Annotated in this window: 22 protein-coding genes; 10 read left to right on the top strand and 12 right to left on the bottom strand. The window is 59.6% G+C overall.

Annotation, left to right across the window (positions count from 1 at the left end):
* Positions 1–57: 57 nt before the first annotated feature.
* The 3 genes from ACU4F7_RS02970 to betC form a co-directional block, all read right to left on the bottom strand.
* Entirely contained in the window at positions 58–600 is a 543-nt protein-coding gene (locus tag ACU4F7_RS02970) for a hypothetical protein (protein WP_029591314.1), read from the bottom strand.
* A gap of 147 nt (positions 601–747) precedes the next feature.
* A complete protein-coding gene (gene choX, locus ACU4F7_RS02965; protein WP_481638005.1) occupies positions 748–1,695 on the bottom strand; it encodes a choline ABC transporter substrate-binding protein in 948 nt (315 codons plus the stop codon).
* Positions 1,695–3,239, bottom strand: a complete 1,545-nt coding sequence (gene betC / locus ACU4F7_RS02960; protein ID WP_481638004.1) for a choline-sulfatase — start codon at positions 3,237–3,239, stop codon at positions 1,695–1,697. The genes choX and betC overlap by 1 nt, the downstream gene beginning before the upstream one ends.
* 98 nt (positions 3,240–3,337) lie before the next feature.
* Here betC and ACU4F7_RS02955 point away from each other — a divergent pair, with 98 nt between their 5' ends.
* The 9 genes from ACU4F7_RS02955 to ACU4F7_RS02915 all read left to right on the top strand — a co-directional run bounded on the left by ACU4F7_RS02955 (position 3,338) and on the right by ACU4F7_RS02915 (position 13,024).
* Entirely contained in the window at positions 3,338–4,270 is a 933-nt protein-coding gene (locus ACU4F7_RS02955; RefSeq protein ID WP_024559950.1) for a LysR substrate-binding domain-containing protein, read from the top strand.
* A 99-nt stretch (positions 4,271–4,369) separates the two neighbouring features.
* A complete protein-coding gene (locus ACU4F7_RS02950) occupies positions 4,370–5,206 on the top strand; it encodes an ATP-binding cassette domain-containing protein (RefSeq protein ID WP_024559397.1) in 837 nt (278 codons plus the stop codon).
* 7 nt (positions 5,207–5,213) lie between these two features.
* Positions 5,214–6,044, top strand: a complete 831-nt coding sequence (locus tag ACU4F7_RS02945; RefSeq protein WP_481638003.1) for an ABC transporter permease — start codon at positions 5,214–5,216, stop codon at positions 6,042–6,044.
* A 2-nt stretch (positions 6,045–6,046) separates the two neighbouring features.
* A complete protein-coding gene (locus tag ACU4F7_RS02940) occupies positions 6,047–7,282 on the top strand; it encodes an anaerobic sulfatase maturase (protein ID WP_024559399.1) in 1,236 nt (411 codons plus the stop codon).
* A 117-nt stretch (positions 7,283–7,399) separates the two neighbouring features.
* Entirely contained in the window at positions 7,400–9,094 is a 1,695-nt protein-coding gene (locus ACU4F7_RS02935; RefSeq protein ID WP_481638002.1) for an ABC transporter substrate-binding protein, read from the top strand.
* Positions 9,095–9,151: 57 nt separating this feature from the next.
* Positions 9,152–10,111: an ABC transporter permease gene (locus tag ACU4F7_RS02930; RefSeq protein ID WP_028019942.1), complete on the top strand. Its 960-nt coding sequence runs from the start codon at positions 9,152–9,154 to the stop codon at positions 10,109–10,111.
* Positions 10,111–11,058 carry an oligopeptide ABC transporter permease gene (gene opp4C / locus ACU4F7_RS02925; RefSeq protein WP_481638001.1) on the top strand — a complete coding sequence of 316 codons (948 nt, stop codon included), beginning with the start codon at positions 10,111–10,113 and terminating at the stop codon, positions 11,056–11,058. The genes ACU4F7_RS02930 and opp4C overlap by 1 nt, the downstream gene beginning before the upstream one ends.
* Positions 11,055–12,059, top strand: coding sequence for an ABC transporter ATP-binding protein (locus ACU4F7_RS02920; protein ID WP_481638000.1), 1,005 nt, complete (start codon positions 11,055–11,057; stop codon positions 12,057–12,059). The genes opp4C and ACU4F7_RS02920 overlap by 4 nt, the downstream gene beginning before the upstream one ends.
* Positions 12,056–13,024: an ABC transporter ATP-binding protein gene (locus ACU4F7_RS02915; RefSeq protein ID WP_024556524.1), complete on the top strand. Its 969-nt coding sequence runs from the start codon at positions 12,056–12,058 to the stop codon at positions 13,022–13,024. The genes ACU4F7_RS02920 and ACU4F7_RS02915 overlap by 4 nt, the downstream gene beginning before the upstream one ends.
* A gap of 46 nt (positions 13,025–13,070) precedes the next feature.
* On the opposite strand, the gene ACU4F7_RS02910 is transcribed toward ACU4F7_RS02915, so the two are convergent.
* The 7 genes from ACU4F7_RS02910 to ACU4F7_RS02880 all read right to left on the bottom strand — a co-directional run bounded on the left by ACU4F7_RS02910 (position 13,071) and on the right by ACU4F7_RS02880 (position 19,992).
* Positions 13,071–14,012: an oligopeptide/dipeptide ABC transporter ATP-binding protein gene (locus ACU4F7_RS02910; protein WP_481637999.1), complete on the bottom strand. Its 942-nt coding sequence runs from the start codon at positions 14,010–14,012 to the stop codon at positions 13,071–13,073.
* Positions 14,005–14,991, bottom strand: a complete 987-nt coding sequence (locus ACU4F7_RS02905) for an ABC transporter ATP-binding protein (protein ID WP_481637998.1) — start codon at positions 14,989–14,991, stop codon at positions 14,005–14,007. The genes ACU4F7_RS02910 and ACU4F7_RS02905 overlap by 8 nt, the downstream gene beginning before the upstream one ends.
* Positions 14,991–15,884, bottom strand: a complete 894-nt coding sequence (gene ddpC / locus ACU4F7_RS02900; RefSeq protein WP_024556527.1) for a D,D-dipeptide ABC transporter permease — start codon at positions 15,882–15,884, stop codon at positions 14,991–14,993. Before ddpC ends, ACU4F7_RS02905 begins: the two co-directional genes overlap by 1 nt.
* Positions 15,881–16,903: an ABC transporter permease gene (locus ACU4F7_RS02895; protein ID WP_024556528.1), complete on the bottom strand. Its 1,023-nt coding sequence runs from the start codon at positions 16,901–16,903 to the stop codon at positions 15,881–15,883. The genes ddpC and ACU4F7_RS02895 overlap by 4 nt, the downstream gene beginning before the upstream one ends.
* A 46-nt stretch (positions 16,904–16,949) precedes the next feature.
* A complete protein-coding gene (locus ACU4F7_RS02890; RefSeq protein ID WP_229701854.1) occupies positions 16,950–18,410 on the bottom strand; it encodes an ABC transporter substrate-binding protein in 1,461 nt (486 codons plus the stop codon).
* 116 nt (positions 18,411–18,526) lie between these two features.
* Positions 18,527–19,111, bottom strand: a complete 585-nt coding sequence (gene ddpX, locus ACU4F7_RS02885; protein WP_024559735.1) for a D-alanyl-D-alanine dipeptidase — start codon at positions 19,109–19,111, stop codon at positions 18,527–18,529.
* A gap of 14 nt (positions 19,112–19,125) precedes the next feature.
* A complete protein-coding gene (locus ACU4F7_RS02880; RefSeq protein WP_481637997.1) occupies positions 19,126–19,992 on the bottom strand; it encodes a MurR/RpiR family transcriptional regulator in 867 nt (288 codons plus the stop codon).
* 410 nt (positions 19,993–20,402) lie between these two features.
* On the opposite strand from ACU4F7_RS02880, the gene symE reads away from it, so the two are divergent.
* Positions 20,403–20,747, top strand: coding sequence for an endoribonuclease SymE (gene symE, locus ACU4F7_RS02875; RefSeq protein ID WP_481638686.1), 345 nt, complete (start codon positions 20,403–20,405; stop codon positions 20,745–20,747).
* Positions 20,748–20,872: 125 nt separating this feature from the next.
* On the opposite strand, the gene ACU4F7_RS02870 is transcribed toward symE, so the two are convergent.
* Positions 20,873–21,319: a DUF943 family protein gene (locus ACU4F7_RS02870; protein ID WP_029591326.1), complete on the bottom strand. Its 447-nt coding sequence runs from the start codon at positions 21,317–21,319 to the stop codon at positions 20,873–20,875.
* Positions 21,316–22,161 (bottom strand): DUF3289 family protein, encoded by an 846-nt coding sequence (locus ACU4F7_RS02865; protein ID WP_029591327.1) that lies wholly within the window; start codon positions 22,159–22,161, stop codon positions 21,316–21,318. Before ACU4F7_RS02865 ends, ACU4F7_RS02870 begins: the two co-directional genes overlap by 4 nt.
* Between the last annotated feature and the right edge of the window lie 278 nt (positions 22,162–22,439).

Genomic DNA, 22,439 nt, shown 5'->3' with positions numbered 1-22,439 from the left:
CAAAATGAAGGGTTTTCATGACGTATCGCCTGTGGTCAGGCCTGTAAACAACCGCGTTCAGATGACGATATAACAAAATGGCGTATCTTCAATGGGTTCCAGCAGTACGTGCCTGTCCCGGCTTTTCGTCTGGTAGTACTTATCTATCAGGTAGCGATCGATTAGCGCTTCCAGCCTTTCGCGTTCAATCGTACGGGTAATGCCAAGCGTCCAGAAGCTGCGCAGATCGATTTCCGACGCTTTGATGCGCGCGCTTTTCTCAAGGTCGAGCACCATGTTGCGCACGCAGCTGGTCGGATCGTTATTCTGCTTAATCTCCAGCGCGATATAGCTGTCCAGGGTCCAGCCTTTCTTGCGCAGCAGGAAGTCGGTGCGCAGCGAGTTGCGTACCGGGTTTTTACGTAAATCGGCGTTCAGCGTTTGCTCGCGCCACCACTCATGCCCGGTGGAAACCAGCAGGTTCGAAAACTCAATCTGCAGCCAGACTTCCCAGCCGGTAATGTTGTTCTGGTCGATGATATTGAGCTTCTGGCGAATATCTTCGCGGATAAAAAACGGGTGAAGGAGCGTGCAGAGGTGGTCAAAATCGCGGTTAATCATTTTACTTTTCTGCTGTGCTGATAAAAAACAGCATGTTACGAGCCCAGACTGCCAGCGAAAAGCACGGATAAACCCCTGGCGTTAATAAGCCATCTTCCTCTTCCCTGAGGAAAATTTGCCTGACGATATGCTAAAAAACGCCGCAGGTTAGATCCCCAGCGCTTTTTTCACCGCCGGCTCCGCAGGTTTCCCGTCGCGGGTCGTTACGCCGTTAAGCCAGCCGGAGAGCAGTTCCGGACGCTTCGCCAGCTCCGCTTTCGCCGCCTCGTTCACATCCTGCTTGTCGTCCAGCACGCGGGCGATAACTGCGTTTTCCAGCGCGACATCGAACTTCAGCTGGGTAAAGAAGCGGTTAAGGTTCGGGCACTGCGTTGCGTAGTCCTTGCGCGTCACGGTGTTTACGGTGGCGCTGCCGTAGTTCGGGCCGAAGTAAGCGTCGCCACCGCTCAGGTAGGTGAGCTTAAAGCGGGTGTTCATGGCGTGCGGCTCCCAGCCAAGGAACACCACCCACTGTTTGCGGTTCACGGCGCGGGTCACCTGCGCCAGCATGCCGCTCTCGCTCGATTCCACCAGGTTCCAGCCCTGCAGGCCAAAGTCGTGTTTATCGAGCATCTTTTTGATGTTCTGATTAGCGGGCGCGCCGGGAGCGATGCCGTAAATCTTATGGTCGAACTTATCGGCGTTTTTTTGCAGATCGGCAAAATCCTTCACGCCAGCGGCGGCGACATAGTCGGGAACCGCCAGAGTGAATTTCGCGGCAGGCAGGTTCGCGCCTACCACCTTAACCGAGCCATCTTTGGTAAATTTGCTGATAACCGGCTGCTGGGCGGGCATCCAGTTGCCAAGAAAAACGTCGAGCTGGCCGGTTTTTAGCCCCTGATAGGCCAGCGCCACGGAAAGGTTCTGCACCTTCTGCTCGTAGCCCAGCGCTTTCAGCACCGTGCCGGAGAGCGCATTGGTCGCGGCGATATCGGTCCAGCCCGGGTCAGACTGACTGACGGTGGCGCAGCTTGCCGGCTCGGCGGCAAAGCCCGGGAAAGCGGTGAGCAAGGCGATGCCAGGCAACAGCATGGCGGCGAGTTTTTTCATTTTCATTATTTGTCCCCGGCTGGGTGGGTGTGAGGACGCGGGTAGCGGGCGAAAGCTTCCTGCTCGTCCAGCGTCTGGTGGTTGCGAATGTAGCGCTCTGAGGCCGCCCTGAAGGGCTGGAAGTCCCATTTCGCAATGGCGTCGCGGCCCGCTACGCGGGTTAAAAACAAACGCTTCTTCTGGCTTGCCAGCACCTGCTGGTTCAGATCTTCCACGTTCCAGTGCGCGGCTGCGTGCGCGGCGAACTCGCGGGCGACGTCCTGATGCGAAGCCTTGCCGGCAAGGTTGTTCAGCTCAAACGGGTCTTGCTCCAGGTTAAAAAGCTGCGGCGCGTCGCTCAGCGAATACATGTATTTCCACGGACCGCGACGCAGCATCAGCATCGGCGCGATAGCGCCCTCCGCCAGATATTCGCTCACCGCCCCGTCCGGCCCCGGCTCGCCGCGCAAATGCGGCACCAGGCTCTGGCCGTCCAGCGGCGCGACAGCCTCATCGCGGCGGTCTTCGCCGCTCGCAAGCTCCACAAGCGTCGGCAGCAAATCTACCAGCGACACGCTCGCTTTTATGCGCCCCGGCGCAAAGCGCGACGGGCTGTGGACAATAAGCGGGATGCGCGCCGCGTTCTCAAAGAAAGACATCTTGTACCAGAGGCCGCGCTCGCCGAGCATTTCGCCATGGTCCGAGATAACAAAGACCACGGTGTTATCCGCAAGCCCCGTCTCCTCCAGCGTGCGCAGCACTTCGCCAAAGCAGTCGTCGACGTAAGCCAGCGCGCCGTAGTAGGCATGGCGGGCTCGTTTGATTTGCTCTTCGCTCAGCAGCCCCTCTTCTGACTGGTACATGGCTCGCAGCCGCGCCGAGTGCGGATCGTTTTCTACGTCCCGGGCCTGAACCTGCGGCAGATCGATATCGTCTTCCCTGAACCGGTCGAGGTAGCGCTTAGGTATCGCGAAAGGATCGTGCGGGTGCGTCAGCGAAAGCGTCAGCAGGAACGGCCGCTCGTCGGGCTGGCGCGCGGCGTCATAGAGCCGCTGGCGCGCCATAAAGAGCGCCTCGTCGTCAAAATCAAGCTGGTTGGTGCGCACGCACTCGCCCGCCTCCAGCACTGAACTCATGTTGTGATACCAGTCGAGGCGGCGCTCCGGGTGTCGCCAGTCCGGCGTCCAACCGAAATCGGCAGGGTAAATATCGGTGGTAAGCCGCTCGTCAAAACCGTGCAGCTGGTCCGGGCCGCAAAAATGCATCTTGCCGGAAAGCCAGGTGCGGTAGCCCTGTTCGCGCAGGTAGTGGCAGAAGGTGGGCGAATCGGCGCGAAACTCAGCGGCGTTATCAAACACCTTGTTGCGGGAGATAAACTGCCCTGTCATCAGCGAAGCGCGTGAGGGCGCGCAGAGCGGGCTGTTGCAGTAGGCGGATTCAAATACCACACCTTCACGCGCCAGCTTATCGATATTCGGCGTCAGGCTGACTTTATTTCCATAGGCGCGCAACGCGCTCGCAGTTAACTGATCCGCCATCAGAATAACGATATTCGGTTTATTTATAAGCATTATTAACTCGCCACAGAAATAAAAACATGGCAGGTTTATCGCACGCCATTTTCATTCTGTGAAGAGGCTATTTTATTATCATGGCATAAGGTCAGTTTATGGCAGGTAAATTACAGCTTCCGCCTTTACAGGTATTAGTCGTATTTGAAGCCGCAGCCCGTCACGGTAATTTCACCGCGGCGGGAAACGAGCTTGGACTTTCGCAACCGGCGGTCAGCCAGCGTATTCAGCTGCTGGAAAATCTGCTCAACGCGCCGCTATTTGAACGTCGTCATCGGGGGGTGCAGTTGACCGAGGCGGGCAGCGGGCTTTACCAGATAGTGCGCGCAAGCCTCAACGAAATAAGCGAGCAGATTGAGCGCACGCGCCACCAGCGCAGCGTGCTTCGCATCGACACCGATATGGGCTTCGCCAGCTACTGGCTGCTGCCGCGCATGAACGCCCTGCAGGCGCTGATTCCGGGCGTGGAGGTGCAGGTATCCACCTCGCCTAACGACTATAACTTTCGCGACAGCAACGCTCATCTGGCTATCTATTTCGGCGCGGGGAACTGGCCGGGAACCCAGGCGCAGCGGCTCTTTCCTGAATCGGTCATTCCGGTTTGCAATCAGAGCCTTGCCCAGGAAATCGGCGGCAACCCGACGGCGCAGCGGCTGCTTGATTTCCCCCTGCTGAAGCTTCCGGAAACCCGCCCGCAGCGCTGGCTTAGCTGGGAAGACTGGTTTCGCCACCACCACATCAGGGGCCAGAGCCACGGCGCGTCGCGCACCTTCAACGCCTACTCGCTGGTTATCCAGGCGGCGATTGAAGGACAAGGCGTGGCGCTTGGCTGGCGGCCTCTGGTTACGCCGTTTCTGGCAAGCGGCCAGCTTCTTCAGTGCGGGCCGGAAGTGCGTACCGAGCGCGGGTACTATTTAATCTCCGCCAGCGGTAAACCTTTATCCGCACAGCAGGAGAAAGTCCGCGCCTGGTTATTAGATGAAGCCTGGCATTTTCACCTGAACCATAATCCATTGCCGGAATATAAATAAGCTAATGCGGAAATTGTCTATTGCCTGCATTAAAAGCATTAACTTTATTTTGCTTTTTTAATGTAGGGTGTAAACATTGCTGAAAAAGATAATTACGCCATGTCTGAACCGATAATTGAATTACGCGGGGTAAATAAACATTATTACCCAACGGCGAAGCGCGCGTTTTTTTCACGCCCGGAAAACGCGCAGCCGGTAAAAGCCCTGAATGCGGTTTCGCTGTCGATATTTCCCGGCGAGATTTTTGTCATTGTCGGCCTTTCCGGCTCCGGCAAATCTACGCTCTTGCGCACGCTTAACTACCTGATCCCGCCGAGCAAAGGCGCGGTGCTGTTTCAGGGGCGCGAGCTTGGCTCGCTGACGGCCGCGCAAACTGTCGCTCTGCGCCGTGAGCACATCGGCATGGTCTTTCAGTCTTTTGCGCTTTTTGATGAGCGAAGCGTGCTGGACAACGTCGCCTTCGGGCTGGAAGTGGCAGGCATGGCGCGTGCAGAACGCCACGAACGGGCGCGCGCCATGCTTGCGAAAGTAGGGCTTGGCGACGTGGCGAACCAGTACCCGCACCAGCTCTCCGGCGGCATGCAGCAGCGCGTGGGGCTTGCCCGGGCGCTGGTGGTGAACCCTTCGGTGTTGCTGATGGACGAGGCGTTCTCGGCGCTCGACCCGATTATCCGCCGCGAAATGCAGTCGCTGCTGCTGACGCTTCAGGCCGAATCTCGCCGCACCGTTGTTTTCGTTACCCATGACATGGAAGAGGCGCTGCGCCTCGGTACGCGCATCGCCATTATGGAAAAAGGCGAGCTGGTGCAGGTGGGCGCGCCGGAAGCGCTGATCAACGCCCCTGCCACCCCTTATGTGCGCCATTTCTTCTCCGGCGTGGACACGTCCCGCTGGCAGATGGCGGAAACCTACACCGACATCTGGCAACCGCGCTGAGGAGCTTATGACCTACCCGCTTGATTTCAGCCGCCAGATTGACGAGGCCATCCACTCGCTGCTCGCCCACGCGGGCGGCTTTTTTGATGCGCTGGCGGTGGTGATTGATACCTTCGCCGGCGGCCTTGAAACCGTGACCGCCTGGCTCACGCCCTGGGGGCTGGTGATGCTGGCGACCGGCATCGGCGCCTGGCGCATCGGCAAGGGCTTTGCGCTTTTCGCCCTGCTCGCCACGCTCTACATCATTTACAGCGGCTACAGCGAGCACGCCTCAATTACGCTTGCGCTGACGCTCTCCTCCACCTTTTTCAGCCTGCTTATCGGCATTCCGCTTGGCATCTGGAGCGCCCGCCGGGCGCGGGTGGGAAGCGTGGTGCGCACCCTGCTCGACTTTATGCAGACCATGCCCGCCTTCGTTTACCTTATCCCGGCCACCATTCTGTTTGGCCTTGGCAGGCCGCCGGGCATCTTCGCCACCATTCTTTTCTCTATGCCGCCGGTGGTGCGCCTGACCGATTTGGGCATTCGCCAGGTCAGCGCCGCGCGCCTTGAAGCGGGCATCGCTTTTGGCTGCACTCCCTGGCAACTGCTGTGGAAAGTGCAGTTGCCCGCCGCCCAGCCTTCCATTATGGCGGGTGTGAACCAGACCATCATGATGGCGATGTCGATGGTGATTATCGCCTCGATGGTCGGCGCAGGCGGGCTTGGCAACGATATTCTCAGCAGCATCCAGCAACTGGATATCGGCCTTGGCTTGCAAAGCGGCATTGTGGTGGTGCTGATGGCTATCCTGCTCGACCGCCTCTCGGCGAGCTTCGCCCGCCGCAGGGAGAGATAAAAATGAAAAAAGGCTTTCACCTGATGGCCAAGCCCGCCAGCTTTCACTGCAACCTGGCGTGCGATTACTGCTTCTACCTGCCGAACGGCGAAACGGTGCTGCACGGCCAGCCGCCGTCGCGGGCGATGTCCGAACCGGTGCTGCGCCAGTTTATTAAGCGCTATATCGAAAGCTCGCCTGGCAATGAAGTGGCGTTTACCTGGCAGGGCGGCGAGCCGACGCTCGCGGGGCTGGACTTCTATCGCCGCGCCGTGGCGCTGCAAAAGCAGTACGCGGGCAACAAGCGCATCACCAACAGCATGCAGACCAACGGCGTGCTGATTAACGACGAGTGGGCGCGCTTTCTGGCGGAACATCATTTTCTGATGGGCATCTCTGTAGATGGCCCGCAACCGCTTTACGACGCCTACCGCAAAACCCAGTCGGGCGGCAGCGTTTTTCACAAAGTGGTCGACGCTATCGGCCACCTCAAGCGCCACGGCGTGGCGTTCAACCTGCTGGCGGTGGTCAACGACGTCACCGCGCAATACCCGCTGGAGATCTACCGCTTTTTGACTCAGGAGTTAGGCGGCCAGCACCTGCAATTTATCCCGGCGGTGGAGCCGATGCCGCGCGCGGCGCAAGCGGCCCGCTTTGGCGAAACCATCGCGCTGGAGCACGGCAGCGCGGTGGCGCCGTGGTCGGTCTCCGGCGAAGCGTATGGCCGTTTTCTGATAACGCTCTTCGATGAATGGGTGCGCCGCGACGTAGGCCGCGTTTTCGTGCAGATGTTTGATAACACGCTGACGGCCTGGACCGGCAACACGCCGGAGCTGTGCGTGATGCAGCCAACCTGCGGCGCGGCGCTGGTGGTGGAGCAGAACGGCGATGTCTACAGCTGCGACCACTTCGTCGCGCCCGAGCACCACCTCGGCAACATCCTGCGCGACGCGCCGGACAAGCTGGTCGCCAGCAAGCAGCAGCGGCGCTTCGGCAATGCCAAAACGCCCACGTCGCCCACCTGCCAGCGCTGCGAATACCGCTTCGCCTGCCAGGGCGGCTGCCCGAAGCACCGCCTGGCGCGAGACGGCAAGCACCGGCAAAACCACCTGTGCAGCGGCTATTACGCCTTTTTCCGCCACGCCGCGCCTTATATGACATGGATGGCGCAGCAGCTGGCCCGGCGCCAGCCGCCAGCAGAGATTATCAACGTCGCGCCGTTTATCGCGGCAAAGCAGCGTGAGCGCGACCAGGCGTAAGCCATTGGCGCAAAACGCTACAAGGCCTGTTTTTTCATTGTCAGACAAAGCAAAAGCCCCTTTTTATGCTCGGGCTGTTTACGAAAACCTATAACTATTTCACGAGAGGGATCGATTTTGGCAAGGTTAATCAATGTATTACAACTCGCTTCGCCGTCATTTCTGAAGGCGGCGCTGGTCGGCGGCGCGGTCGTGTTTTCCTCGCTGAGCCTCGCGGACGATGTGCTCAAAGAGGGCATTACGCCCGCGACAGACGCAAACCAGCTCCCCGCTGCGGCAAAGCTTCGTAAAGACACGGTGGTGGCGGGCATCTCTGAACCGCAGGGGATCTTTAACCCTTACTTTTTTGTTAACGGCTGGGATGAGAACGTGACCAACGTCATTTTCTCGCGCCTTATCGACTGGGACAGCCAGGGCAAACTGGTGCCGGGACTGGCCGAAAGCTGGACGGTAAGCCCCGATGGCAAAACCTATACCATCAAGCTTCGCCCGAACCTCACCTTCAGCGACGGCTCGCCGCTCACCGCCGAAGATGTGGCGTTCACGCTCACGCTTTTGCATGACCCGAAATATGACGGCGACACCGACATCACGCTTGCCAATATTGAAGGCGGCGCAGACTACAAAGCCGGCAAGGCGCAGCGCGTCAGCGGCCTGAAAGTGCTCGACCCGCTGACCTTGCAGGTCACCACCACCCAACCGGGCGCCACCACGCTTGCGAAAATCGGCGGGCCGGTGCTCTCGAAGGCGTATTACGGCAAAGGCTACCAGCCCGGCCAGCTTGATTATCTGCGCACGCTGCACGGCAAGCCGCTCGGCAACGGGCCCTACGTGTATGAAAAATACATCCCCGGCCAGGAGATCCGTTTCCACGCCAATACCCATTTTTATCGCGGCACGCCGCCTACCCCGCGCTTTATCTACCGTGTGACTAACCCGTCCACCAACTTCCAGCTGTTCCAGACCGGCGAGACGGATTATGACGCCTTCACCTCGCGCCCGGATGACATCGAACAGCTCAAGCTGCTGGGCTTCGCTAACATCAACCTTTATGGCTCAAGCGACTACAGCAAGGTGGAGTTCAACCTCAAGCGCCCTGCCCTGCAGGATGTAAAAGTGCGCCAGGCGCTGATCTACGGGCTGGATCGCCAGAAGCTGATTGACGTGGTCTACCAGGGCTACGGCTCGGTAGCCATCGAACCCATCGCGCCTATTTCCTGGGCCTACGACACAAGCGGCGTGAACCCGTATAAATATGACCCGGCGCAGGCGAAAAAGCTGCTGGAGGAAGCAGGCTGGAAGCCCGGCCCCGACGGCATTCGCGTGAAGGACGGCAAGCGTCTGGAGCTGAGCCTGCTGGTGAGCAAGAAGGTGCTGAACGACGCGCTGGTGCCTGTCGCCAAAGAGAACTACCAGCAGATTGGCGTGCTGCTCAAGCCGCAGGTGGTGGACTTCAACGCCCTGATGGCGGCGCGCAAAGCGGGCAACTATGACATGGCCTCTTTCAGCACCAGTACGCTGAACGACCCGCACGACGGCGTCTGGGATTATTACAGCAGCGAGGCGGCCGTGCAGGGCTACCACAACGCCGAAGTCGACAGGCTCATCACCGAAGGCAACGCCACGCTGGAGGTGGAAAAACGCAAGCCGATTTACCACCAGCTCTACAAGGTGCTGGCGGAAGACCCGCCGGTTATCCTGCTCGGCAACCGCAAAATTTTGTCGGCCAGCAGCGCCCACGTCACTGGGTTTAAGCCCGACATTTATAACGGCCTGACCGGCAGCCTGCCGGATGTGAAAATCGTTAAGTAAGATCCGTTGAACCCCCGGCCGCCGCGTCTTACCGGGCGCGGCGGCGCTGAGAACGTCATGAGAAACTTTATTCTGCGCCGGCTGCTGCAAACGCTTCCGATGCTGTTCTTCGCCTCGTTCATTATCTTTCTGCTGTTCGCTAAAACGCCCGGCGATTTTATTGACGGCAACGTGACGCTGACCGCCCAGCGCGCCGCCGAGCTGAAGGCGCTCTACGGCCTCGACCAGCCGCTGCTTTCGCGCTATCTGCACTGGCTGGGCCAGCTGCTGCGCGGTGATTTAGGCTTTTCGCTGCAATACCAGATCCCGGTCAGCCAGCTGTTGAACCAGTACATCTGGAATTCCTTTCTGCTGGCGAGCATCGCCATGATCCTCTACTGGGTTATCGCGCTGGCGGTGGGCATTATCTCGGCCATGAAGCCCGGTTCGCTGTTCGACCATCTGGTGAGCGTGGTGATTTTCGCCGCGATGTCTTTTCCCACCTTCTTTCTCTGCCTGCTGCTGATTAAGTGGTTCGCAGTCGATCTGCACTGGCTGCCGGTGGGCGGCATGACCAATACCGGCAGCGATGCGACGGGCTGGGCGTGGGTCGCCCAGGTCGCGGCGCATCTGGCATTGCCGGTGCTGGCGCTGGTGATGCTGCAGGCGGGCAGCCTGACGCGCTATTTTCGCGCCAGCCTGCTTGATGTGGTGAAGATGGATTTTATCCGCACCGCCCGCGCCAAGGGGCTTCGCGAGCGTACGGTTATCCTCAAACACGCCCTTCGCAACGCCCTGCTGCCCATCATCACCCTGCTCGGCTTTGAGCTGCCGGGGCTTTTCTCCGGGGCGTTGATTACCGAAAAAGTATTTAACTGGCCCGGCGCCGGCCATATTCATATCGACTCGCTGGCCGCCCGCGACTACCCGGTGCTGATGGGCTTCACGCTGTTTCTGGCGGTGTTAACCATTCTTGGCAACCTGCTTGCCGACGTGCTTTACGCGTGGGCCGACCCGCGCATTCGGGTGAGGTCGTGATGCTCAATTCGCTTTTTTCCACTCAACGTCGCCTGCGCAAGGCGGCGATCCCGGCGCTGGCGCAGGCCGCGCCCTCTCCCTGGCGCCAGGCATGGCAGCGGCTTAAGCGCAACCGGCTGGCGATGCTTTGCCTTGCGCTGCTGGCGGTGATGGCGCTCTGGTGCGTGCTGGGGCCGCTGTGGTCGCCCTGGCGCAACGACGCCACCGACGCGCTGATGATCAACAAAGCGCCGAGCGCGGCGCACTGGCTCGGCACCGATTTTCTTGGCCGCGACATTTACACCCGCCTGCTGCTGGCCGGGCGCATTTCGCTGATAGTCGGGCTGCTGACGATGCTGCTTTCCGTCACCCTCGGCTACCTGCTGGGCGCGCTTTCCGGCTACGTGGGCGGCGTGACGGACAAGCTGATTATGCGCTTTGCCGACCTGGTGATGACCATCCCCAGCCTGCCGCTGTTAATTGTGATGGGAGCCATGCTCTCGGAACTCGATTTCTCCGCCGATGCCCGGGTTTATATGGTGATTATTATGCTAAGCCTGCTGGAGTGGCCGAAGCTGGCGCGGCTGGTGCGCGGGCAAATTCTCTCGCTGCGCGAGCGGGATTTTATGCAGGCGACGAAAGTGCTGGGCTTAAGCGCCCGCCGACGCCTGTTCGGCCACCTGCTGCCTAATACGGTGCCGATTCTGGTGGTGATGGCGACCATGGCGGTGGCCAACGCGATTCTCAGCGAATCGGCCTTAAGCTACCTCGGCCTCGGCGTGGTGCCGCCTACCCCTTCCTGGGGCAACATGATGGACGCCGCCAACAGCCTTATCGATTTTCAACGTCGCCCGTGGCTGTGGATGCCGCCAGGCGTGGCTATCCTGCTCACCGTTATCGCCATTAACGTGCTGGGCGACGGTCTGCGCGACGCCCTCGACCCAAAAATGCAGCGGAGGATCACATGACCGAACCGCTTATTCGCTTTAATCAGCTCTCCCTTTCTTTCGCCGCCGACCACGGACGGGTGCGGGCGGTGCAGGAGGTCTCATTCGGGGTGAAGGCGGGACAGATTGTCGGCATTGTCGGCGAGTCCGGCTGCGGCAAGAGCGTCACGGCAATGTCGCTGATGGGCCTGCTGCCTCCCCAGAGCGCGCGCATCGACGGCGGAGAAATCCTTTATCAAGGCAGCGATCTGCTCAAGCTGCGCCCGTCTCAAATGGCCGACCTGCGCGGCAACCGGCTGGCGATGATTTTCCAGGAGCCGATGAGCGCGCTCAACCCGGTGCTGACGCTTGGCGAGCAGCTGGTGGAGCCGCTTATCCGCCACCGGGGCGAGTCGCCTAAGGCCGCCTGGCAACACGCCACGCAGCTTCTTCGCGAGGTGGGGCTGGCGCGGGCGGAAAGCCTGATGGAGAGCTACCCTCACCTGCTTTCCGGCGGCATGCTGCAACGGGTGATGATTGCGATGGCGCTTAGCTGTAAGCCGCAGTTGCTGATAGCCGACGAGCCCACCACCGCGCTGGACGTAACCGTGCAGGCGCAGATCCTCCGTTTGCTGCGCGATCAGGCAAAGCAGCAGCAGATGGCCTTGATGCTGATCACCCACGATCTGGGGGTGATCGCCCAGATGGCGGAGCATGTGGTGGTGATGTATGCCGGCCGGGTCGTGGAACAGGGGCCGACCGCCGACGTGCTGCGCCAGCCGCAGCACCCTTACACCCGCGGGCTTATCGCCGCGCGCCCGGTGCCGGGCACGCGACGCCGCCGCTTAGGGTCGATTCCAGGTCAGGTGCCGGATCTCGCCGCCCTCCCGCCCTGGTGCGCCTTTGCGGACCGCTGCGCGCGCGCCACCCCGCGCTGTCGCGAGGGCATTCCGCCCTTAAGCGGGCAACGACAGCAGGCGGCCTGCTTTTATCGCGGTCAACTTTCCCCTCAGGAGCGAGCGGAACAGGAGGCGCGCCCGTGAGCAACGATTATGTAATTGAAGTCGAAAACCTGGTGAAGCACTTTCCCGTCTACGACGGTCTTTTCGGCGCGGCCACCGGCCAGGTGCGGGCGGTGGACGGCGTAAGTTTCGCGATTCGCAAAGGAACGATTTTCGGGCTGGTGGGCGAATCGGGCAGCGGGAAAACCACCGTGGGCCGCACCCTGCTCGGGCTTTATGCGCCAACGGCGGGCAGCGTGAAGTTTCACGGCGAGCCGCTGCACGCCTTAACACCCAAAGCGCGCAAAGCGCTAAGCCCGAAGCTGCAAATGGTGTTTCAGGACCCGTACAGCTCGCTCAACCCGCGCATTCGCGTGGGCGACGCCATCGGCGAGGCGATGCTGGAGCATAAGCTTTGCAGCAGAGCGGAGCTTGCAGGCAAGGTGGCGCAGGTGATGCAAATCTGCGGCCTGCCGGCGCAATACGCCAGCCGCTTCCCGCATGAGTTTTCCGGCGGCCAGCGCCAGCGCATCGGCATCGCCCGGGCGCTGATTTTACAGCCGGAGTTTATCGTCGCCGACGAGCCGATTTCCGCGCTGGACGTGTCGATCCAGGCGCAAATCATCAATCTGTTTGCCGACCTTCGCGATGACTTAGGCGTGACGTTTCTTTTTATCTCCCATGACCTCGGGGTAGTCGAACACCTGTGCGACGACGTGGCGGTGATGTACCTGGGGCAGCTTGTGGAAACCGCAAGCCGCGACGCCCTCTTTCGCCAGCCGCTGCACCCCTACACCCAGGCGCTGCTCGCGGCGGTGCCAACGCTTGACCCGAACAGCGAGCCGGTGGCGGCCGTCCAGGGCGATATCCCGGACCCAACCCGCCCGCCGCCGGGCTGCCGCTTCTCCTCGCGCTGCCCCAACGCCACCGACCTGTGCCGGCGCGAAGCGCCGCTTTTGCGCGACGTCAACGAGCCGGGGCACCGCGTGGCCTGCCATCACGTGTAGCGGTTTTACGCCACCGCGCGCTTTCCGCTTAACGCATCGAGTCGCCTTACTCGACGGCCCGCCAGCACCGCACCGCGCAGCCGCCCTCACCTTCGCGCAGCGCCTGGGGTTGTTCGCAGCCGCTTGCCGCCCTGGGGCAGCGGTCGCGAAAATAGCAGCCCTGCGGCAACCGGCGGTTGCCGGGCAGCTCGGTTTTGCGCGGGGCGTCGTCCAGCAGCGGGCGCCCGGCCTGCGGCACCGACTCCAGCAGCAGCCTCGTATAGGGATGCTGCGGCGCGCCCAACACCTGCTGCGCCTGGCCCAGTTCGACAATCTGCCCGAGATACATCACCGCCACCCGGTCGCTCATGTGGCGCACCACCGAGACGTTATGAGAAATCAGCACATAGGTGAGGTTGCGCTGCTGCTGAAGCGTCACCAGCAGGTTGAGGATTTGCGCCTGCACCGAGATATCCAGCGCCGATGTGGGTTCGTCCAGCACGATGATATCGGGCTCGGAAGAGAGCGCCCGGGCGATGGCGATGCGCTGGCGCTGCCCGCCGGAAAAGGCGTGCGGCAGCCGGTCGAGGTATTCCGGGCGAATGCCTACCTGCAGCGCCAGCTTCTCCGCCAGCGCCCGACGCTCGTTTTCGCTGTTGTGCTTTTGGATCCACACCGGCTCGGTGATGACGCGCCATACCGGCAGCCTGGGGTCGAGGGAAGAGAGCGGGTCCTGAAACACCATCTGCATGCCGCTGCCCGCCCAGGAGTTGGGCCCGCGGGCGCGGTTGCATTCGCCTGAACTGGGTTTCAGCATGCCCATCAGCAGCTGCGCAAGGGTGCTTTTGCCGCAGCCCGACTCACCGACGATGCCCAGCGTTTCGCCGCGACGAATTTGCAGGTCCATCCCGTTTAGCGCATGAACCCGTTCGGTGACGCGTCCCAGCCAGTTGCGGCGCGCCGGGAAATTCACGTGCACATTATCAAGTTCCAGCAGCACGTCAGACATGAGTTACCTCCCCTTGCGGATACCAGCAGGCGGCCTGTTGACCGGGCGACGCACACGGGCGCAGCGCGGGCTTTTCGCCGCAGCGCGGTCCCGCCGCGAAACAGCGGTCGCGAAAGGCGCAGCCGACGGGCAGTTGAGTGAGATTAGGCACCGTGCCGGGAATGGCGGGCAGCGGCGCGCGCGGTTCGCCATTCTCCGGCGCGCAGCGCAGCAGCCCCAGCGAATAGGGGTGCGTGGGATGTTCAATTAGCTGCGCCGTCGGGCCGCTCTCAATCACCGCCCCGGCGTACATCACATACATGCGGTCGCAAAGCTGCGACACCACCGCCATATCGTGGCTGATAAACAGCACCGCCGTGCCGCTCGCTTTCGCTTTTTGCTTCAGCAGGCGCAGCACCTGACGCTGCACGGTCACATCAAGCGCGGTGGTGGGCTCATCGGCGATAATCAGCTGCGGCTCGCAGGAGAAAGCGAGCGCAATCATCACCCGCTGGCGCATGCCGCCGGAAAGTTCGAACGGGTAGCGGGCCAGCACCTGCTCCGCGTCCGGGATCTGCATCTCGTCGAGCAGGGAAATCGCCTTTTGCTTCGCCGCCTCGCGGGAGAGCGATTGATGCTGGCGGATCACCTCCACCATCTGTTTGCCGATGCGCCGCGTCGGGTTCAGCGCCGTCATCGGCTCCTGGAAGATCATCGATACCCGCGCGCCGCGCCACTGCCGCAGCTGTTTCTCGCTCGCGTTCAGGATATCTTCGCCAAGCAGCGTGACGCGCCCGCCGCGAATGCGGTAGCTCTCCTCCGGCAGCAGGCGCATCGCCAGCATCGCGGTCACGGATTTACCGGAGCCGGATTCCCCCACAAGGCCGACTATCTCGCCGCGCTTCACCTCAACCGAGACGCGGTTGAGGGCGCTTACCTCGCCGCGCCACACCGGGAAGCTCAGTTGCAGATCGTCGATGTGCAGTACGGTATCGCTCATCAGTGTCGTCCTCCCGCTTTCGGATCCAGCAGGTCGCGGATGCCGTCGCCAAACAGGTTAAAGCCCACGGCGGTGATAAGGATCGCCGCCCCCGGAAAGGTGCAGTACCACCACTGGTCGAGCACGTAGTTGCGCCCGATGGCCACCATCGCGCCCCACTCCGCCGAAGGCTGTTGCGCTCCCAGGCCGATAAAACCGAGGGTGGCGGCCATTAAGATGGCGCTGCCGATATCGAGTGACGCCTGCACCACCAGCGGCGGCAGCGCGTTGCGCAGAATATGCCAGCTGATGAGGTGCCAGCGCGATGCGCCGAAGGTGCGGCTCGCCTGCACGAAGGTGAACTGACGCACCACAAGCGTCTGCCCCCGCGCCAGGCGCACGTAAAACGGAATGCGCACAATGGCGATGGCGAGCATAGCGTTAAACAGGCTCGGCCCGAGCGCCGCCGCCAGCGCCATGGTCAACACCAGTGACGGAATGGAGAGCATGATATCCATCAGGCGCATGATGGCGGCGTCGCCGCGTCCGCCAAGCACGCCGGAGAGACAGCCCAGCAGCGAGCCGAGGCCGCCCGCAATCACCACCACCACCAGCCCGGCGGTGACGGACTGCTGGCTGCCCACCAGCACCCGGCTGAAGAGATCGCGCCCCACTTCGTCGGTGCCGAACCAGTGCAGCGCCGAGGGCGGTTGCAGCCGGGCGGTGAGATCCAGCGCGTTCGGATCGTAAGGCGTCAGCCAGGGCGAGAAGATCATCAACAGCAGCATCAGCGCCATAATGACGCCGCCCGCCAGCGTCAGCGGGCTGCGTCTGAGCAGCCAGAAGGTTTTCGCCCAGTCGATGCGGCGACGGCGCGACGCGATCGCAGCCGGTCTCTCTTCGGTCATCATCATTGCGTCTCTCCCCGACCGATACGCGGATCGATCCACAGATAAAGCAGGTCCACCAGCAGGTTAACCAGCACGTACGCGAACGACACCACCACGGCGAACCCCATCACCGCCGGGAAATCGAGCGCCTGAATGGAAGCCACCACGTAAGCGCCCATTCCCGGCCAGGCGAAGACGGTCTCTGTCAGCACCGCGCCGTAGAGCAAGTCGCCCAGCGCCAGCCCGAGCACCGTCACGGACGGGATCAGTGCGTTCGGCAGCGCATAGCGCAACACGATGTACCAGCCCGGCAACCCGCTCGCTTTGGCGGTGCGGATGTAATCTTCGCTAAGCTGCTCCAGCATGGCGGAGCGGATCTGCCGCGCCACTATCCCTAAATGGACGAAGGCCAGCGTCAGCGAAGGCAAAATCAGGTGCTGGAGGGCGTTGAAAAAGACTTCGCCATCGCCCGCCAGCAGCGAATCGATAAGATAAAAACCGGTCACGCGCGCGGGGGGATCGAGCCAGTCATCCAGCCGCCCGCTGCCCGGCAGGATCTGCCAGTGGCCGTAGAACAGCACGATGACGCCAAGCCCCAGCCAGAAAGCGGGCGTGGAGATCCCGGTGATCGCCATCAGCCGCACCAGGTGATCGAGCCAGCGGTTGCGGTAAACGGCGGAGAGAATGCCGAGCGGGATGCCGATGACCATCGCCAGCACCAGCGAGCAGAGCGCCAGTTCAAGCGTCGCCGGGAAAAAGGTTTTGAGATCCGCCAGCACTGGCCGCCCGGTGCGGATCGACGTGCCCAGATCGCCCTGAAACAGATCGGTCACATAGCGATAAAACTGGATATAGAGCGGTTGATCCAGCCCCAGCTGCTGGCGGATGTGCTGCACTATTTCATCCGTCGCTCTGTCGCCCGCCAGCAGGCGCGCCGGATCGCCGGGGATCAGATGCGAAATAATAAACGTAATAACGCACACGCCCGCCATTACGAGAACAAGCCCCCAGCTGCGCTGGCGCAAAATGGTCCAGAAAGTCATAGATCCCCCCTCGCGGAGCCGCTGCTTCGGCCCCGCGTTTCAGTGCTTACTTGCTCATGGTGGCGACATTGAAGACCTGCTCGAGCATCGGGTTGAAGACGAAGCCCTTCACCTCTTTGTTCATCGCCAGCTGGTAGTTTTTCTGGAACAGATAGACATAGGCCGCCTCGTCGATAACGGTTTTCTGCGCCGCCTGGTAATCCTTCGTGCGCGCCGCCTGGTCAGTGGTGGCGAGCGCCTGTTGCAGCAGCTTGTCCACCTGCGGGTTTTCATAAAACGAGCGGTTGCCCGGCAGCCCCTTTTTATCCGACTCGAACCAGTAGTTCATAAACATGTACGGGTCGGCGAAGTCCGGGCTCCAGTTGCCGATGGCGATGTCGTAGTCGCCCTTGCCGACGCGGTCGCGCATGGTGGCGTTGGCGAGCTTCTCAAGCTTCACGTTAATGCCAAGCTTGCTGAGGCTCGCCTGGGTGGAGAGCGCGATAGGCTCCCAGTTCGGGTCGTTGTCGGAGTAGAGGAAGCTTAAGGTTTTTGGCTTATCCGCCACTTTCTCGAAGGCCGCTTTCGCCTTCGCTTCATCGAACGTGTACTGCATCGCCCCCGCGTCATAGCCCCACATCCCTTCCGGGATAGGCCCGCGCATCTGCTTGCCGTTGCCGCTCAGGATGCCTTTCACCATCCCCTGATAGTCGGTGGACCAGGAGATAGCGCGGCGCAAATCCGCCTGGTTCAGCGGCGCTTTGCTGTTGTTGAGATAGAGATAGGTCACGCGCAGCGCCGGGAACTCCGCTACCGCGACCTTGCCCTCCTGCTTCAGCGCGGTTAGCTGGTCTGTCGGCAGAGAATCCGCGATATCAATATCGCCGCGGGAAAGCTGCAGGCGACGCGAGGCGCTCTCGCCGATAATCTTCACCGAAACGCGCTTAAAGTTGGGCTTCGGCCCGGCGTAGTGCGGGTTCGGCACCAGCACCAACTGCTGCCCTTTCTGCCAGCTTTTCAGCATAAACGGCCCGGAGCCAGCGGTGTTCTCCGCTAAAAAGCCGCGGGCGTCATCCGCCGCGTGCGCTTTTAATACCGCCGGGTTGATGATGGAGGCGCCGTCGTTGGCCAGCGTATAGAGGAACGGCGCGAACGGCGTCGCCAGCGTGAACTTCACGGTGTGTTCATCCACCGCGTCCACTTTCAGGTCTTTGGGAAACGCCTCTGACGGCCCCTGGTTGATTTTCAGCAGCCGCTCGAATGACTGTTTCACCGCATCAGCCGTCACCGGCGAACCGTCGGCGAACTTCGCGTTTTTGTTAAGCGTAAAGGTCCAGGTTTTCTGGTCTTCCGAAGCCTGCCAGCTTTCCGCCAGGTCCCCTGTCACCTCTGTCGACCCCTTGCCCCCGTCGGTTTTGTACTGCACCAGACGCTGGTAGGCGGGATAGGTAATCGTCCAGTCGTTGTTGTCGATGGTGACCGCCGGGTCGAGGGTTTGCGGGTCCGCCGCTTTGCCGATAACCAGCATATCTTTCGGCACCGCCGCCTGGGCTGCGGGCAGACAGAGGGCGATAGCGGCGGCAATCAGGGCCGGACGTAACAGCGAAACGCAGGTGTGTGTTGTCTTCATCACAAAGCTCCGGATCAAAGGGGAAGTGTCGTTATGGTTTTTGGCGCATAGCAGCCGAACAGGTCGTTCAGCAGCGGATAACTGGCGGCGTTGGGCAGCTCAAAGTGCCACCATTCGCTTTCGATGCCGACAAAGCCGCCGCCGTACATGATGGCGTTCAGCAGCAGGCGGTTGCGCTGGGCGGCGGGCGGTACGGAGGGGTGGTACGCGTGCGAGCGGTCGTGCATTTCGTCAAAGCCCGCGCCCATATCGAGAATGCGGCCCTGCTCGTCCATCAGCGTAAGGTCTATCGCGGTGCCCCGGCTGTGGTTGGAGCCGATATCCACCGCGACGACATATTCCGGGTTCGGGCAGGCCTGCCAGAGCAGCGCCTGCGCCTGCTGCGGGCGGTACGCGTCGTAGACCATCAGCCGCAGCCCCGCCAGCGCGGCGATATGGATGCTTTTCGAAAGCGCCTGCGCGGCGTCCGGGTGCAGCAAACAGCGGGCTTCGCGGTAGATTGGCGCGCCGGTGATGTTATCTGCGCTGGCGTATTTCAGGTCGATACAGAGCGTCGGGAAAACGGCGTCCAGTTCGACCAGTTCATATGGCTGAGTCATAGCACCTGTCCTGTTTAGCGTTCAAATTGACCAAATTCCTGCTGCAGCTGGCGGTTCGCCGCAAGACGGCCCGCCAGCCGCTCGCCCAGCTCATCCACCACGGCCGAGAGCAGCAGGTTGAAAAGACAGCTCACCGGCGCGAGGGAATCCCAGAAGTGGCCGGTATCGGTTTTGACCTGCAGCAGATCGAGCTCGAAATCCCGCGCCCAGGGGCACCAGAGATCGGTGACCAGCGCAAGCCCGATGCCGCGGCTGCTCGCTACCCGGCAATACTGGCGGGCCACGCTGGAGTAAGCGCGGGTGTCCGTCACCACCACATAGGGGCGGGCATATTCGGAGTTCAGCGACTCGAGCCAGCTACCGGAAAGCCCTTCGGCGTAACTCACGCGGGGGCGCAGATATTCCAGATGGCTAAAGAAGGCGTTGGCGATGCCGCGCGTGGACTGGATGCCAAGAATAAAAACCGCGTCAGCGCTGGCGAGCCGCCCCGCCACGCGGCGAAACGCTTCGCCCTGCGCCAGCTGGTAAACGTGATTGATGGCGTCGAGCTCCAGCGCCAGCGACTGGCGAGCGCGGTCCGGCAGTCCGCGCTGCTGCTGCCAGGAGTCGAGCCGCTCGTTGATGCCCCACGGCTGATAGGGCGCCTGCGGCTGCTCGCGCAGGCCGCTTTTCACATCCTCCAGATTGCGGTAGCCGAGCTTGCGCAGATAGCGCCCGACGGTAATGCCGCTGGTGCCGGTGGCGCGCGCAATGCTGTCTGCCGTTTCAAACGGGATTTGCGCCGCGTGGTTGAGCAGCCACCCCGCCACGCGTTTGCCGCTGGGGGTTTGCTGGCTGAATGTCGCTTCGATTCGGGCAATCAGTTCAGGTTTGCTCGCCATTACCGCCTCGATGTTATTTCGCTGTCATCGCTCGTCATGCTGTTACATGACTAACAATGCATGGCATGTGCCAGGTTTACGCCGAAGGCAAAAACGGCGCGCTGCAGCGGGCTGGCAGGGTCATAAGAAATACTTCTGATTAACAAAAGATCAACAATTGTGCAGCATAGTGCAGTTTTGGTGCAGATAAACGGCGGGGCGCGGGTTTCGTCGGCGAGGTCACGGTTCAGGCCCGGGCGAAGCAAGAAGAAGTGATGAAGGCGGCAAAACGGACGCGTGTAAGCGTTGTTTCGGATTATATAAATAGCCCGTTAAATTTAACTGTATATAATCACAGTATTTTAAGGGTGAGCCGCAGGGCATTTTGCCGCTTACCCGTACCGCAAACCGTTTCAGGAGGGAAAATGATGATGACAGTGGATGGAAATAACATAACGTCAGAGCCGGGCGTGGAAGAAGCTTCGCTGCATCGTATTAAAGTAAGCTACGCAAGGCGCCACAGCGACCACGTGCCTGTTCCGGCGCTAAACCTCAAAGGCAAATGGCTCGAAGCTGCCGGTTTTCCCACCGGCGCCGAAGCGGATATTCGCGTTATGGCGGGCTGCCTCGTCATCACCGCCCGCCCCGCCGCGCGGGAGCCGGAAGAGCCGGAGCTCATGAAAGCGCTGCGCAAGGTATGCAAGCTCTCGGCGCGCAAGCAAAAGCAGGTGCAGGAGTTTATCAGCGTAGTGGCGGGAAGCGCGACGCGGAAATAAACGCTGGCAAAATGAAAGATATATGTCTTCTCATGCATCGCATAACAGGGCCACTGGTTATTTTCGCTGACCCTGTTGAGTTTTAGATGAATAAAGTAAGTAAGATGTGCCGGTCCCGTATAATGCTATTTAACCTTATCAATGTGCCCATCGCGGCTTCGTATATATATGCTGTTGTCGATTCGGAATTCCGTGTCACCTTTAGGGTTTGAGCTTACTGACATAAGGATATTCTTCTCTATGCAATTTTTGGCTGTTGCCATATCAGAAAAACAAATCTCATCCTGCTTCCCTTGTATTTTGTATCCTTCTCCGTAAGCGTAAATATAATAATCTAAAACATCTCCAGAATTATTTTCCTGTAAATGGAGCGTAGACTTTATAACTTTCTCATTTTCTAGCCACCAATCAATCTTAGCTGAAGAAGTCCAGGGAAGATCATCAACAAGGATTTGGGCAGTAAACTCACCTCGATGTACGTCATAAACCCTGACGGGACGATGTTCTGAGTAAAGAAAAAGCCCTGATGCGACAAGGATGGCAATGGCCAGGGCATAAGCTAGTTTTTTCATAATAGCGCTCCTTCAAGGTCTATAGTCGCTTCCATGTTGGTCATGAAAGGTCGAAAACCGAATCGCTCAAAACGTTGTAAAATAAACCAAATTTTAAAAAACTGAAACTGTCTGAATTTCTTATTTTGTATGTCGCTAATATCCAGCCCAAAATGGTCTTGTGCAGTGTACTTTACTCGTGCCCGCCATCGGTTCTGACGCTGTTCTAAATCTATAAGATCAATTTTAGTGGCATGCACATCATGAACCGTTACCCCCATACCATTAAACTGGTCAGCAAAAGTATTAAACTTTGGCAGCATTGAGCTATTAATGTTTTCAGCCAGTTCCCGGATGAGCGTGCCGGCCTTAGCGTTGTTTATGTAGGAGGCATGTCTGTTCAATACTTTTATAATAGTATTACGCGTACTGTTAGTATTTCTGTCGTTTAAAATTTGACTTTTATAAGCAAGATGGAGCTGACCATCGATAAATGCTGCACCAGTATTATTTTGCATGTGGTTAAGCATCTGATTAATAAGATGCCTGTATTGCCCGTACAGTGAAAAGGGAAGCGATATCCTTTTCATTTCATCAAATAGCAGGCTAGCACATTCCTTAACCGTTAGCATTTTTGGTTGTCTGTTAATATAAACGCCTGCGAAGGGGGACTGAGGGTTATCAAAAGGAGTTAATTGCACTAATCTGTAAGGATCTGCAACATTAGAAATATTTATAAGGCCCAGGCTATGCTTTAGTGTTGATTCAGACAGATCACCATACCTCATATCCGGGGCGCCAAAATCATTAAATCTTTTTTTTGTAGTAAAAAGGGTTACAGGAAACCTTAATGATTCAGACATAACTCAGCACTCCTTGCATATTTTTTGACCAGGACATCACTGTCAACGTATTAATAATTAACCACGTAATAAAAAGAGCGAAATAGCTATCCAGGCTGGCATTTTAATACTGAATTTAAAAAACTCAATAAAATATGCATAAGAAACAGAACCCCTTACTTTATGCCTTAATGTAATATTGCTACCGTAGTCACTCGCTAAGGGGAACAACATCTTTTTGAGCTGCTGTGAAAGCCCGACAAATTATCCCGTTTCCTCATTATCTGTTTCCCCCTTTG

Source organism: Franconibacter pulveris (assembly GCF_056780215.1).
This window is presented reverse-complemented; position numbering and strand designations above follow the sequence as displayed.

Coding starts and splice junctions, on each gene's coding strand:
- ACU4F7_RS02920 (WP_481638000.1), top strand. CDS start 11,055: ATGACCGAACCGCTTATTCGCTTTAATCAGCTCTCCCTTTCTTTCGCC.
- opp4C (WP_481638001.1), top strand. CDS start 10,111: ATGCTCAATTCGCTTTTTTCCACTCAACGTCGCCTGCGCAAGGCGGCG.
- ACU4F7_RS02955 (WP_024559950.1), top strand. CDS start 3,338: ATGGCAGGTAAATTACAGCTTCCGCCTTTACAGGTATTAGTCGTATTT.
- ACU4F7_RS02930 (WP_028019942.1), top strand. CDS start 9,152: ATGAGAAACTTTATTCTGCGCCGGCTGCTGCAAACGCTTCCGATGCTG.
- ACU4F7_RS02940 (WP_024559399.1), top strand. CDS start 6,047: ATGAAAAAAGGCTTTCACCTGATGGCCAAGCCCGCCAGCTTTCACTGC.
- betC (WP_481638004.1), bottom strand. CDS start 3,239: ATGCTTATAAATAAACCGAATATCGTTATTCTGATGGCGGATCAGTTA.
- ddpX (WP_024559735.1), bottom strand. CDS start 19,111: ATGACTCAGCCATATGAACTGGTCGAACTGGACGCCGTTTTCCCGACG.
- ACU4F7_RS02945 (WP_481638003.1), top strand. CDS start 5,214: ATGACCTACCCGCTTGATTTCAGCCGCCAGATTGACGAGGCCATCCAC.
- ACU4F7_RS02880 (WP_481637997.1), bottom strand. CDS start 19,992: ATGGCGAGCAAACCTGAACTGATTGCCCGAATCGAAGCGACATTCAGC.
- ACU4F7_RS02895 (WP_024556528.1), bottom strand. CDS start 16,903: ATGACTTTCTGGACCATTTTGCGCCAGCGCAGCTGGGGGCTTGTTCTC.
- ACU4F7_RS02910 (WP_481637999.1), bottom strand. CDS start 14,012: ATGTCTGACGTGCTGCTGGAACTTGATAATGTGCACGTGAATTTCCCG.
- ACU4F7_RS02890 (WP_229701854.1), bottom strand. CDS start 18,410: ATGCTGGTTATCGGCAAAGCGGCGGACCCGCAAACCCTCGACCCGGCG.
- symE (WP_481638686.1), top strand. CDS start 20,403: ATGACAGTGGATGGAAATAACATAACGTCAGAGCCGGGCGTGGAAGAA.
- ACU4F7_RS02950 (WP_024559397.1), top strand. CDS start 4,370: ATGTCTGAACCGATAATTGAATTACGCGGGGTAAATAAACATTATTAC.
- choX (WP_481638005.1), bottom strand. CDS start 1,695: ATGAAAATGAAAAAACTCGCCGCCATGCTGTTGCCTGGCATCGCCTTG.
- ACU4F7_RS02970 (WP_029591314.1), bottom strand. CDS start 600: ATGATTAACCGCGATTTTGACCACCTCTGCACGCTCCTTCACCCGTTT.
- ACU4F7_RS02905 (WP_481637998.1), bottom strand. CDS start 14,991: ATGAGCGATACCGTACTGCACATCGACGATCTGCAACTGAGCTTCCCG.
- ACU4F7_RS02870 (WP_029591326.1), bottom strand. CDS start 21,319: ATGAAAAAACTAGCTTATGCCCTGGCCATTGCCATCCTTGTCGCATCA.
- ddpC (WP_024556527.1), bottom strand. CDS start 15,884: ATGATGATGACCGAAGAGAGACCGGCTGCGATCGCGTCGCGCCGTCGC.
- ACU4F7_RS02865 (WP_029591327.1), bottom strand. CDS start 22,161: ATGTCTGAATCATTAAGGTTTCCTGTAACCCTTTTTACTACAAAAAAA.